This is a genomic window from Brachyspira sp. SAP_772, assembly GCF_009755885.1.
GTDB lineage: Bacteria > Spirochaetota > Brachyspiria > Brachyspirales > Brachyspiraceae > Brachyspira.
On record NZ_VYIX01000003.1, the window covers coordinates 475,838 to 489,299 of the forward strand.

The 13,462-nt window shown below is 26.5% G+C and carries 12 protein-coding genes; 7 read left to right on the forward strand and 5 right to left on the reverse strand.

Annotation, left to right across the window (positions count from 1 at the left end):
- Nucleotides 1–30 precede the first annotated feature (30 nt).
- Genes rsmG through GQX97_RS11925 form a run of 3 tightly spaced genes read right to left on the reverse strand, consistent with a single transcriptional unit; the run spans nucleotide 31 to nucleotide 3,346 of the window.
- Nucleotides 31–660, reverse strand: a complete 630-nt coding sequence (gene rsmG, locus GQX97_RS11915) for a 16S rRNA (guanine(527)-N(7))-methyltransferase RsmG (RefSeq protein WP_157152152.1) — start codon at nucleotides 658–660, stop codon at nucleotides 31–33.
- A 1-nt stretch (nucleotide 661) separates the two neighbouring features.
- Nucleotides 662–1,384 carry a hypothetical protein gene (locus GQX97_RS11920; protein WP_157152153.1) on the reverse strand — a complete coding sequence of 241 codons (723 nt, stop codon included), beginning with the start codon at nucleotides 1,382–1,384 and terminating at the stop codon, nucleotides 662–664.
- A gap of 15 nt (nucleotides 1,385–1,399) precedes the next feature.
- The gene (locus tag GQX97_RS11925) at nucleotides 1,400–3,346 is read right to left on the reverse strand and encodes a lipopolysaccharide assembly protein LapB (RefSeq protein ID WP_157152154.1); all 1,947 of its coding nucleotides are present in this window, start codon (nucleotides 3,344–3,346) and stop codon (nucleotides 1,400–1,402) included.
- A 215-nt stretch (nucleotides 3,347–3,561) separates the two neighbouring features.
- Between GQX97_RS11925 and GQX97_RS11930 the strand changes: the two genes are divergently transcribed.
- Together GQX97_RS11930 and GQX97_RS11935 are read left to right on the forward strand one after the other, a co-directional pair.
- Nucleotides 3,562–5,142: an AAA family ATPase gene (locus GQX97_RS11930; RefSeq protein ID WP_157152155.1), complete on the forward strand. Its 1,581-nt coding sequence runs from the start codon at nucleotides 3,562–3,564 to the stop codon at nucleotides 5,140–5,142.
- On the forward strand, nucleotides 5,126–6,529 hold the full coding sequence (locus tag GQX97_RS11935; RefSeq protein ID WP_157152156.1) for a VWA domain-containing protein: 1,404 nt from the start codon (nucleotides 5,126–5,128) through the stop codon (nucleotides 6,527–6,529). The genes GQX97_RS11930 and GQX97_RS11935 overlap by 17 nt, the downstream gene beginning before the upstream one ends.
- Here the strand turns inward: GQX97_RS11935 and tilS are convergent.
- Both tilS and GQX97_RS11945 read right to left on the reverse strand, forming a co-directional pair.
- Nucleotides 6,522–7,889 carry a tRNA lysidine(34) synthetase TilS gene (gene tilS, locus GQX97_RS11940; protein WP_157152157.1) on the reverse strand — a complete coding sequence of 456 codons (1,368 nt, stop codon included), beginning with the start codon at nucleotides 7,887–7,889 and terminating at the stop codon, nucleotides 6,522–6,524. The genes GQX97_RS11935 and tilS overlap by 8 nt on opposite strands.
- Nucleotides 7,890–7,904: 15 nt before the next feature.
- Nucleotides 7,905–9,494, reverse strand: a complete 1,590-nt coding sequence (locus tag GQX97_RS11945) for an arginine--tRNA ligase (protein ID WP_157152158.1) — start codon at nucleotides 9,492–9,494, stop codon at nucleotides 7,905–7,907.
- A 196-nt stretch (nucleotides 9,495–9,690) separates the two neighbouring features.
- Between GQX97_RS11945 and GQX97_RS11950 the strand changes: the two genes are divergently transcribed.
- The 5 genes from GQX97_RS11950 (at nucleotide 9,691) to GQX97_RS11970 (ending at nucleotide 13,251) form a co-directional block, all read left to right on the forward strand.
- Complete coding sequence (locus tag GQX97_RS11950) at nucleotides 9,691–10,362, forward strand: hypothetical protein (protein ID WP_157152159.1); 672 nt, start codon at nucleotides 9,691–9,693, stop codon at nucleotides 10,360–10,362.
- Between the two features lie 93 nt (nucleotides 10,363–10,455).
- Nucleotides 10,456–11,760 carry a variable surface protein VspJ gene (locus tag GQX97_RS11955; RefSeq protein ID WP_157152160.1) on the forward strand — a complete coding sequence of 435 codons (1,305 nt, stop codon included), beginning with the start codon at nucleotides 10,456–10,458 and terminating at the stop codon, nucleotides 11,758–11,760.
- Nucleotides 11,761–11,856: 96 nt separating this feature from the next.
- Complete coding sequence (locus GQX97_RS11960) at nucleotides 11,857–12,258, forward strand: nitrous oxide-stimulated promoter family protein (RefSeq protein WP_157152161.1); 402 nt, start codon at nucleotides 11,857–11,859, stop codon at nucleotides 12,256–12,258.
- Nucleotides 12,255–12,617 (forward strand): YbaN family protein, encoded by a 363-nt coding sequence (locus tag GQX97_RS11965; protein WP_157152162.1) that lies wholly within the window; start codon nucleotides 12,255–12,257, stop codon nucleotides 12,615–12,617. The genes GQX97_RS11960 and GQX97_RS11965 overlap by 4 nt, the downstream gene beginning before the upstream one ends.
- Before the next feature lie 31 nt (nucleotides 12,618–12,648).
- The gene (locus GQX97_RS11970; RefSeq protein WP_157152163.1) at nucleotides 12,649–13,251 is read left to right on the forward strand and encodes a hypothetical protein; all 603 of its coding nucleotides are present in this window, start codon (nucleotides 12,649–12,651) and stop codon (nucleotides 13,249–13,251) included.
- The last annotated feature ends 211 nt before the right edge of the window (nucleotides 13,252–13,462 follow it).

The following is a 13,462-nucleotide window of genomic DNA, read 5'->3' on the forward strand; positions in this document are numbered from 1 at the left end:
CTCTAAAAATATACTTTTTTAGATATAATCCTATTTGTCTCTTATTATCACTAAATGTCTTTCTTTTTCCTTCGAAGCTAACTTCACTATATTTACATCATATTTATGTATATCGTTAATCTCTTTAAGCTCTTCTTCTATTGTTTGAAGTTTTCCCTTATATGCTATGAGAGAGGCATTTTTAGTTTTTATTTTTTTAAATATTCTAATAAGAGTTTTTATATCAGAAAAAGCCCTTGATGTAATGGTGTCATATTTCTCTTTTAATTCATATACATTCTTTGATACAACATTTATATTAGTGAGATGCAATTTCTCTTTCGCTATAATTAGAAAATCAGACTTTTTATTTTTAGACTCGCATAGTGTAAACTTTTTATCATTATACATTATAGCAAGCGGAATAGAAGGCAAACCCGCACCGCTTCCAACATCTATAATATTATCATAATCTCTAAATACATCTAAAGCTAAAAGTGAATCAAGAATATGCTCATCTAAAAATGTCTGAATGTCTTTAGCTCCTGTTATATTTATATTTTTATTATAATCCATAGCTAAAGATGCATAGTCTATTATCTTTCTTTTTTTTACATTATTATTATCATCTTTAAATAAAGATAATTTATCTAATTCAATACATAAATCATCATAAATCATATTACCAGCCTAATTTTTTAGCTGCATTTTTAGCATTATTACCAGCTGAAACATTTGTGATGTTGTAGCGAATCTCTCTTTTGTCAGTTTTGCTTTTCATAATAAACTCTTTAGGATATGGTATATTATTAACTGTAGTATAAGAACCCAATTCAACATTAACAACATTATCCATAAATGAAGTAGAAAAACTTCTTACGCGGAAAGTAGAAGCAGAAAAAACTATGGTATCAACTCTATCATTATAACCAATTTTTAGAGTATGCCAATTTTTACCTAATGTGATATTGCTGCTTATTATTTTTTTATTTAAATCTATAAACTTATAGTCCAATATATCTGCATAAAGCTTTGGAAAACGCATGATAGGAGCTTCTAATGCAAATGTATTAAAGTTTCTTTTAATTGTTTCCTGAGAATCTTGAGTGTATAATGTAAGTTCATTGTTAATAACTTTAGCATCCATTATAACTCCGCCCAAAAGTCCATCTAATGCTGTCATATATTTATTATTATTATCATTCTTATAATAATTAACTATCATAGGCATTTGGTCTAAATCATCACCGCTGTAAAAAGCACCTCCTGATGAATAAAGCGAAGTAAATGGTGATTTAGAAAACTTATCAAAAGCCTCTTTCATCACTTCCTGTTCATTTTGAGCAAACACTGTCCCTGCAAAAAAAGTAAATAAAAATATATAAACTATTCTTCTTTTTATCATTACTTATAACCTCTCTTATTTTGTATTATTTTCTATTGATGATATTCTCTCTTCTATTCTCTTAGAATCAAAACTATCATCTTTGTAAATAGAAGATATTGATTTTCTATAATATTTTAATGCACTGTTAAAATCTTTTTTAGCATAATAAACATCTGCCAAATGTGAATAAATTTCAGCCTTAGAAGTTTCATCTGCATAAAATGCTGCTTTTAATAATAATTTTAAAGACTCATCATAATTGCCTTTTAAATAATATCCAAAACCTAAAGTATCTATATAATGAGGAGATTTAGGCTCTATTTTTACAGCATCTTTAGCAAGAGATATTCCTCTGTCTATGTCAATATTTAAATATATCAAAGCCCAAGCCAAACTATTTAATGCCTCAGCAGAATCTTTATTTATAGAATATTTAAAATTGGCATATTCCATAATAGAATTAGTATTAGAAACAGAAAGTGCTGTAACATAAGGTATATTTAATCTATAATCATTAGTATTAAGATTTTTATTATTTCTAAAAACCTCTAAATCTTTGTTTAAAAAGTTGTTAGCATTGTCAAAGTCTTTATTTAAATAATATACATAAGACTTCAAATAACTATAATAATCTTTCTCCTTTTCAAACTTTTCAATATTTTCTATAGCAAAATCATATTCACCTATATCTGTAGAAGTCATAACTAAAGAAACTAATTCATTTTCAGCTATGTTTCCTTTCTTTAAAGAAGCATATTTATAAAGCATTTCTTTTGCAGCTTTTTTATTATTTTGCTCTTCAAACTTCAAAGCAGCTTGCAAATATAATGTGTAAAGTTTTTCATTTTTGCTATCATAATTAATAATATTTTCTATATGTTTAGGCAAAGCATCTATATTGCCAAGCATCAAATAAAAACTAATAACATCCAATTCTGCTTTTATTTTTTCTTCTTTGCTTCCTACTTCATTTACAAGTTTATAGTATGTTTGAATTATATCTAAATCTATTTTTGCTCTGTCTATATCTGTTTCTATGATATTTAAAGCATTGCTGTAGCCATTATTTTTAGCTTCTATAATAACAGATAACACTTGAGGAGTATTAACACTATTATTAATTTGTGAGAATAATTCTTCATTATATTTATCTGCCATAAAACTCAAATAAGCACTTAAAACATAAGCATTAGGATTTTCTAAACTTTTACTATATGCTTCATTATAGTTTTCTAATGCCTGATAACTTTTTATTATAGCAAATTCAGCCTCTTGCCTATCTCTATCTGATAAAGAATTATAATTAACTTTGTTTAGTCTATCTATTGCACTTTGAAATCTGCTTAAATAAAAATTACACATTCCATAATAAAAATTATAATACTGCAAATAATTTTTACTAGCAGGCTTTGAAGTGTTTACCTTATCAAAATAATATATAGCATTTTCAAACTCTCTCTCATTAAAATTAATAAAACCTAATAATATTAAAGTGTCATTATAACTTCTGTCTATCTCATAAGCATTTTCAAGATAATATTTTGCCTTTTTTAAATCACCCACAAAAAATATATTTCTCTCAGCCGCCTTAATTAATATATCTATATTTTGAGAATTATTTAATACAAGAGAATCATATATTTTTATGCTTTCACCAATTTCTCCTAAAGCCTCATGAGTTTCAGCAAGAGAAATATATATATCATCATCTTGTATATATTTTAAAACCTCTTTTAATATCACTTTTGCATTTTCTAAGTCATTAATACTCTCTCTGTTAAGCACACCGCTTGCTAATGCTTTTTCTTTGTAGTATAAAGCAAAACTATATGCAGCCCTTGCCTCTTCCTCATTTCTAATATATCCTTCTTCACTGTAGTTGTTTGTAGAAGGATAATCATTGCTTAAAGAAGTTTGTGGATTTTGTGCATTAAGAATATTCAACCCAATTATAAGTATTAGCAATACATATTTACACATATTTACCCCGCGTAGGTTTATTAATTTTTTTATTAATTAATATATATTCGTCAATTATATAAAAAAGCATGAGAGAACTATTTTTGTAAAATGATTTATTTAACTTTTTTTATAATTATATCAAAAAATATATAAAAGTAAATTAAACATTATTAAATACAATTACTTTAAATAATAATACAGCTATGATATACTTTAATAGATGAGAGAGTTTTATGGAAAATATTAATTTATCAAAAAAAATAGAAAATATTATAAAATTGCTTTCTAATGGGCTTTATGAGAGAGAAAATATTGTAGCATTAACTCTACTAAGTGCCATAGCAGGAAAACCTATATTTTTATACGGCCCTCCGGGAACTGCCAAAAGCTTCATAGCAAAAAGAATATCATATGCTTTTAAAGATTCAAAATACTTTGGATACTTAATGCAAAGGTTCAGCACCCCAGAAGATATATTCGGACCTATTAGTTTGGAAGAATTAAAGAACGATAGATATATAAGAAAAATTGAAGGCTATTTGCCCGATGCTGACTTTGCTTTTTTAGATGAAATTTGGAAAAGCAGCCCTGCAATACTAAATACACTTCTTACTATAATAAATGAAAGAATATTTAAAAATGGTGTTAATGAAATAAAAGTGCCATTAAAAGCATTAATCTCAGCAAGCAATGAAACTCCTCCTGAAGGTCAAGGTCTTGAAGCATTGTATGATAGATTTATTATGCGTTTAAATATAAAAAATATAAAAACTAAAGATAACTTTGAAAAAATACTTCAAAACACTGAACTATCTTCTTTTGTAGAAATAGATGATAACTTAAAAATATCTACAGATGAATGGATAGAAATTAGAAAGAAATCTAATGATGTTAAACTTTCAAAAACAGTTATTGATATTATTCATTATATAAAGCTTTCTATAGATAGGTTTAATGAAGATAATATTAGTAGCCCTATATATGTATCAGACAGAAGATGGCAGCATATAGCATATTTATTAAAACTGTCGGCTTATTTAAGCGGTAAAGAAGAAGTTGATATTTATGATTGCTTTATTATTTATAATTGTTTGTGGAGCACAGAAGAGCATATTGAAGCTGTAAAAAAAATTACTGAAAACGCTATTAGACGATATTACAATTTTAATGATTTAATAGATGAATGGAAAAACAATTTTGAAAATATAAAAACAAATATTGACAATGAATGTTTTTATTTAGAGAAAGTTTATGATACAGAAAACATTGATGATAAGCATTATATAGCAAAAAGTTTTGATGTTGTTATGGACGAATATAATAATAAAGCAGAAACTATTATTTATATACCAATAAAACAATTACAAAAAAACGGATATTTTTATCCATTAGATATTAGCAGAAATCAAACAAAGAAGTTCAGATGCAATTTTTTTGGGACTGATAAATGCGTTGTTGAAATAAACTCTGCCATAAAAACAAATGGTTTATTATCAAATAGACTTTCAAAAAATTATGAAGCATTGTTTGAGTTTGAGGCTGAGTATCATATTAAAAGATTAAATGCAAAAAAAATAGAAAAAGAAAAGAAAGAGAAATACATAAACCTTTTAAATGATTCATTACTAAATATTGATAATATTATTTCCAACATTAAAAACAATTTTGAAATCTCAAAAAATATATTTATGTCTGATGAAGAGTTTAATTTTTTTAGAGAGATATTTGATGATTATATAGAGAATCTTGAAAGCGAAAAATTAAACGCCGAAAAATTAAAAAGCGAAATAGAAAACCATGAAACAATTTATTAATAATAATTCTTATAACAAAGAAATAAAAAAAACAGAGAAAATGGCAAGAGGAGTTTTCTACAGCTCTTTTAATAACGATGAAAAAATAGAAAAAGAATTAGAAACAAAAATTGAAAAATGGAAAAAAGATTTAAATGATTATATATATAACAATAATCCATATATAGAAAATAAAAGAGAATTAGAAATAGCAAAAAAAGAGTTAGATAAAAAAGACATTAGCAAAAAAGATATAATAAATAATTTGAATATGTTTAACTCGCTTGATGTAGATACAAAATTTTGGCTTGATAAATTAGAAAATAATAACAATAATTTAAACGCTATAAATAAAAATATAATATCAAATTGGAATGAAGTTTATAATAAAAAAAATAATGAATGGACTATAAACACCATTAAAGAGAAAAGATATAAGTTTATTAATGATATAGAATCTTGGATTAAATTATTAAAGAGATTAAGATATATGTCTAATATACTTAGAATAAAAACAGCTGTATTATGGGACTTTAGAGTTGGGGAGTTAAAAGAAGAAGATATTTCTTTATTAGAGAGATGGGTTAAGTTTATAGACAATATTGATAAAAATAATTATATAGAAAAAATAACAGACTCTATAGGAAAAAAAATAGATATAGAAAAAATAACAAAAAACATAGAATTAAAAAATAATTATTCATACACAAACAAAAAGATTGATTCTAAAGATGAGATATCAGGCATTTATTTTTCTAAAGACATAGAAAACATTATTCCAGAGGAGCTTTCACTTCTTTGCAATGAGGAAGCTCAAAAACTGTTTAAGCTAAAATATATAGAAAACAGAATTATGTGCTTTGATAAAAGTTATTATGCATTTAATGAATTAGATAAAAACAAAACCGCATCAGGATATAAAGACGGCAAAGGGGATATGATAATATGCATAGACACAAGCGGTTCTATGAAAGGAATAAACGAATATATTGCCAAATCTATAATGTTTAAAATATTGATGAAGGCTATAGCAGAAAATAGAAATGCCTATCTTATTAACTTCAGCACAGAAATATACACATATAAGTTTGATAAAAATAGCGGAGTAGATGAGCTTATAAAATTTTTAAAACTAAGCTACTACGGAGGCTCTGATATATATAAAGCTCTCTATGAAGCAAATAGAATAATGAAAAATTATAATAATAATGATGTGCTTGTGATATCAGATTTCATAATGGAAGACATGCCTCAATATTTGGTTGATATATGTTTGAAGCAGAGAAAAGAGGGAAACAATTTTTTTGCTGTGTCTATAGGTAAGTTTCCATTTGGATATTCTTATAAAAAAGTTTTTAATAGGCATTGGGTTTTTGATATAGAAAGCGGTATAAAAGAAATTAGTTAATTAATATCTCTAATGCATAATCATCGTTATTTTTTAGGGCATAATTTTTTGATACTCTATTAATTCCATAAGGCTCTAAATATATTGCTGCTATTTCATTTTCTGATTCTATTATAGGAATTAAATCTCTCTCTTTAGAAGGAACTTTTAAATCTATTAAAATCTTTCTTAAATATTTTTTCTCCCCATTTGGATAGCTATATAAAAAATCCCCTTCTTTTCTTTTTCGTATAACAATAGGGAAAGTTTTTTTTATGTATATATTTTTTTTATAATCAATATCTTTGTTTAAAACAGTTTTTATTGTTATGGTTTTACCAGCAAAATTGTAAACTCCGTCATTATAAATTATAATTGAATCTGTATTAATATCGTTAGTTTTTACAATTTCTAATACACTATAACTCTTTATTAAATTATAATCATCAAGCCTTAATACTATATTTGGGTTTTTGGAATAAATTATTTTTAATATCTCTAATAGCCTTTTTTCTGTTATCTCAATATTGTTTTTAAAAAGAAACTTTATAATTATTTTTTTTAATAAGAGTTTATTTTTAATGTTTTTTATATTTATTTTATTTCTATTAATTTCTATATTTTTATATGTTTTATTAACTTTTTTTCTTAATATATTTGACTCTTCATAAACTCTATAAGCAAACTTTATTATATTATTTTTTGCTTTTGAATTTATCTCTTCAAGCATTGGTATAATAACATTTCTTAATTTATTTCTTGAATATTTATTTGTTTTGTTTGATGAGTCTTCTCTGTGAGAGAGATTATTTTCTTTAGCATAATTTTCAATATCTTTTCTGTAGAAGTTTAATATTGGTCTTAATATATATTTTCTTTTTTTGCTTAGGGCTTTATAAATGTTTGTGCCGCTTCCTTTAATCATTCTATAAATTATAGTTTCTGTTAAATCATCTTTGTTATGAGCTATAAGCAAATAGTCATATATTTTTTTATTGTAAAGCTCTTTGAAAAATGAATATCTGTCTTTTCTTGCCTCTAACTGAGTATTTTTATTATTATAGCTTCCTTTCTCTATTTGCTTCACATAAATATCTATATTATAATTTTTGGCAGTATCCCTTGCAAACATTTCATCGCCAATGGACTCTTCGCCCCTTAAATTATAATTAACATGAATTGCTATAAGATTATAATTGAGTTTATCTTTAAGTTTGTATGCTATATTTAAAAGTACTTGCGAATCAATACCGCCAGAATATGCCACAGCAAAAGTTAATTTTTCTTTTTTATTAGAAGAACTACTAGAAATATTTTTTTTATTATTTTCTTCATTTTCTTTTATAGTTTCTAATAAAAATTGCTCTACTTCTTTTAACATATTCTTTGGCTGCTTTTAATTGTTATCATACATTCTTTCTATTTTTGTGATGCCTATAATATCAAAACATATGCCAAGAATCTTTTTAACAGCTCTTATTAAAGTAAGTCTTTCCTGTCTTATATCATCATTTTCTTCTAATACAATATTGTCATAATAGAATTTGTGTAAAGAAGAAGCAACATCATAAGTATAATTTAATAAAGTATAAACCTCTAAAGACTTAGCAGATTCATAAATTTCATCAGGGAATCTTAATATCATCTTAGCAAGTTTCAAAGTGCTTTCATTAGATATTTTATTAATATCAAACTGTTTATTATAATCATATTTCATATTTTTCTCTTCTAGTTTGAAAAAAATATTACAAACTCTTGCATAAGCATATTGAACATAATAAACAGGGTTATCATTATCTTTCTTTTTAGCAAGCTCCAAATCAAAATCTAATGAACTAGAATATGAACGCATAAGAAGAAAATATCTAGTAGGGTCAACACCAATCTCATCAATAACCTCTTCAAGACTAATCATATCCCCAGTTCTCTTGCTCATTCTTACAAGCTCATTTCCTCTGTACAAACGCACCAACTGACCAAGTATAACTTTTAAATCAGCAGTGTCATCGCTCACAGCCCTCACAGCAGCAGTAATCCTAGGTACATAACCATGATGGTCAGCACCTAATATATCTATTAAATGTTTATATCCTCTGTCTATTTTGTTTTTGTGATATGTAATGTCTGGTGCAAAATAAGTGTATGAACCATTGCTTTTTTTAACAACTCTGTCTTTATCATCTCCATATTTAGTGCTTCTAAACCAAACAGCATTATCCTCTTCAAATAAAAGACCTTTTTCATTTAAATAATCCATAGTCTTTTCTAATTCACCGCCTTCTCTTATCTTGAGTTCAGAGGCGTAATTGTCCATATATGTGCGAAATCTCTCTAATAGCTTTCTCTGCTGTTCTAATATTATATCCTTTGGCACTCCGTCCATCTTAGCAATATCTTTAATATAAGCACCATGATACCCATCTTCTGGAATCTCTCTTCCTTCTCTTACAGCATTCACACTCTCATTAAGCTTTGTTATCTGCTCTCCCGCATCATTAACATAAAACTCCTGATAAACTTCATGACCTACATATTTAAGTATATTAGATAAAGCACTTCCAATAGCAGCCCATCTACCATGACCAATATGAAGAGGCCCTGTAGGATTAGCACTTACATACTCAATTAATATTTTTTTCTTATCTTCTGCAGAGTTCTTGCCATAATCATCATCTTCTAATAATTTGTTTACACATTCATTTATATAATCTTTTGATAATGTTAAATTTATAAATCCCGGTCTTGCAACCTCAACACTCTCAAAATATTTTTTATCTATTAGCTTTACAATATCATTAGCTATATCAAAAGGATTTTTCTTAAGAAGTTTTGCAAGCCTCATAGCTACAGGCGAAGCATAATCTCCAAACTTCTCATCTACAGTGTATCCTATATCTATATAAGAATCTATATTCTCTACATCTGTGTCTTTTAAATAATTGCATAAAGCTTCTTTTATTATGTCTGATACTATTCTTTTAAGCATACCCTCTCCACAAAAAATATTTAGAAAATAGCTTTTATAGTATATCAAAGTTTAGAACTTCTGCAAGTGTATATTTTAATGTATTTAAATAATTATATATTGTTAATATTGAAGTATAATATTGACATTTTTTTAATAAATGTTAGAATATACTAACAATATTTAAGTATTAGCTAACATAAAGAAGGGCGTTGCTATGAAATATATAGTATTAATCACTATTATTATAACAAATATTCTATATAGCTACAATTCAAAAGAAATAAATAATTTTTATAATAATTACTACTCTTCAAAAAACTATGATATTAATTTATTAAAAGAAAATAACTCACAAACTTATAAAAATATATATTATTTAGTAACTTCAAAAAATATATCAAGTGACAAAGAGAAATATAACTATTTAAAAAAGGCAATAGATGAAAACAAAAATTACAGCACATCAAAAGACATTGATTATTTAATAAGCATATCAGAGTTAATGAATTATATTATATATTATTCATCGCTTCCTGATAAAATTTCTTACGGCAAAAAATCTAAAGAGATATATCAAAACATTTTAGAAATTGACAATGGTAACTTTTTTGCACTGCTTGGCACAGCTATAGGCTATATGCATGCTCCGGCCATAGCTGGCGGCAGTGACAAAAAAGCATTTGAATATTTCAATAGAGCTTTAAACAACTCTAAAGAAAAATACCAAAAATATTTATCCTATGTATGGTTATCACAATATTATTTCAAAATAAAAGATAATGAAAATTATCAAAAATATATTGATATGAGCAAAAGTGTATATCAGGATGGGATATTATTAAAGGAGGCTATAGAGAGAAACAAAACTAAAAAGAAACCTTTATAAAAAAAGCAGTTTAAATGAAAATATTAAATATATATGTGTCAATAATTAAGAAATACAAAAAGAATTATAAATAGAAAAAATAAAGGAAAAGTTATGAAACGTATATATATCATTTTAACGGCTTTAATAATAAATGCTTATAGTGTATTTAGCTACACAATTGTAGAGGATTTCAATGATTTTTTGGTTGATGAAAATCAATTAACTGTAAGACTTGACAGATTTGGAGTATTAGCAGGTACGGATAATTTTCGTTTTCTTGTTGGGGTAAATGGTGAAACCGCTGGAGTTTTGTTAGATAATTTGGACAATGGAAGCAAGGGCGGAATAAACACTTTTAGACCTGCGGCTTTAGCTGGATTTGGATATAAAACAGAGAGTTTTGCTATTGGTGCTGGTTATCAATTCAAATATGTTAGCGGAAGTTGGCAGGCACACACTCCTATAATAACAGCAACTGCTCTAAATGAAAATTTTAGAATAAATATACCTGTTACAATAGGAATAGGACGCGGAAGCATTAATGATGGCGATATGGCTGTTTCAACAGATACAAGAATAGAATATTATACAGGTAATAATATTTTCAGCAGAATAAGAGTTAATCTAAAATATGGAATGTACAAATTAAAAGCGAATGAAAGCAGAAGCGGCACTTTAACAGACGGAGGTAATTTAGGTGCTATGGGAACTGTAGGAGAGAGCGGCAAATATGGATTTACTAAAGATACTACTGCTCATTCTATAGGTGTTGACATTAGAGGATATTTTATAGCAGCAACTGACCCTATATTAATAGAACCTCAAATAAGGGTAATATATCAAGGTTCTATAGCAGATTTTAAAGGCACTTCATACAAAGTTACACCTCCGGGAATGGATGCTAAAGAGGGAGCTGCTGAATTTGGACTCTATAATATAGATGCTTCAAATCCTATAGGTGCTTTTGAATTAGGAAATACAGGCACTATACCTACTGCACCATATTATGATTTTACTGCTCATAATATAATGTTTACAGGTGAAGGAGCTTCTATAGAAATAGGAGGAACAGAGTATTATATAACTAAGCCTCAATTTGTAGGTGTGGCTGTGCCTGTTGGTTTTACTGCTGAAAGTGATTTAATTACACTATACTTAGAACCTGCTGTGTCATTCTCTATGGTTACTGGAGGAATCAATGCATATGCCAGCAGTGCTAAACCTGTAAGAATACCTCCTATATTTTATTCTGTAGGATATTTAGTGTATGGAGAATTATATATTAATCCTATGCCTAATTTAGAGTGGTATTTTGAGGCTCAGATTGGAGGGGCTACTACTGTTGATGGTATAGGAAACAGTGCTGACAATGGACTTGCATTCAATGGAAGTACTGGTATTACTTGGAAATTTTAATGAATTTTAAACTTTTATTATAATATATTGATTTTTGGTGGTATATTGGGTGTCTAAAAAAATAGATGCCCAATATATAAAAAAGAGTTATTAAATATGTGCTTAAAAAAAGACAAAATATATAAAAAAAGAGAAAATGAAAAAAGAGTAATGTTTTATATGATTAATCTTTACTGTAAACATCATCATAAAGATTATCAAAAAATTTGCTCAAAAACATTTGGAAGCAAACCACTATGCAAAGAGTGCGAAGAAATATACAATTATTCAATAGAGAGAACAGACAATTGCAGATTTATAAAAACAAAAACTTTTTGCAGTGCTTGCCCAAAGCAATGTTATAAAAGAAATATTAAAAACAAAGTAAAACAAATTATGTCTTTTTCTGGAAAAATAATGCTAATCTATCACCCTATAATAGCATTAAAACATGTATTTGTTATGATTAAGCATAATATTATAAAAAATAAAAAATTAGATTTTAAAGGCATTATATGAAAACATTATTAATAGTTTTAGGATTTATATGTGTGGCTATAGGAGCCATTGGAATAGTTGTACCAATACTACCAACAACACCTTTTTTGTTGTTAGCATCATTCTTTTTTGCTAAAGGCTCTAAAAAGTTTCATGATTGGTTTATGTCTACAAAACTATACAAAAAACATTTAGAGAGTTTTGTTAATTCAAGGGCTATGACATTAAAATCTAAATTAACAATACTTCTTCCTGTTAGCTGTATGCTTATAGCTACATTTATATTTGTTAATAATTTGCATGCAAGAATATTATTAGTTATTTTATTTATAGGCAAATATTTATACTTCTTTACGCAAATAAAAACAATAAAAGAATAATATTTTAATAGGGTTTAGGAGAATAGATTAAATGAAAAAATACATGCTCGTAATAAATATAATATTTTTATCATTATTTTGTAATAAATTATACTCAGAAGAAAATAACGAAAAAAAAGGCTTTCAGTCTGTGCTTGATAATAGATTCTTTTCTATAGGTTTATTTAGCAGTGCCGACTCAATAAAAACATCTGTTAATATAGAATTTGGTTTTAAGTTAATGAAATATAATAACTTTCAGATAAAAAGCTATACTTCTGTTGTAGGTTCAAAGATATATGATGACAGTCCTCAGATGTATCAATTAGGACTCATGCAAAAGTTTACATTTGGAGGCGATGACGAATATAAAGGAACTATAAGCATATCAAGATACGGTTTTGCTTTTGGAAGTTTTGGTGTTTTATCTTTTGATGCTGATAAAAGCGGAAAGTTTTTATTTAGTGAGCCTTATTATTTTGAAGTTGGGGGAGGAGCTGGTTTTAATATAAACGTAAACAAACATGTTGCTATATTATTAGAGTTTGGAGGCGGGCTTCATATGGTGGTAAATGGTAAAGAGTTAGGATATCCTGCAAAAATAAACAAAGCTGGTTTTGGGAGAATGAGCATTGGGGCAAGGTATTATTTTTAATTAAATATTTATAAAAATTTTATTTACATACCCCACCCTTTTTATTTTTATAACTTTATTTTGATATTATAATTTATATTATATTTAATGTTTAATTAGAAATAGCACACCCACCCAAGCGTTTTTTAAATTTGATGTTTTTAAACCCACGCGGTAAACAAGCTTTTTATTTATAAATTATAATGCAATTATTAATTAAATTTATTTTTAT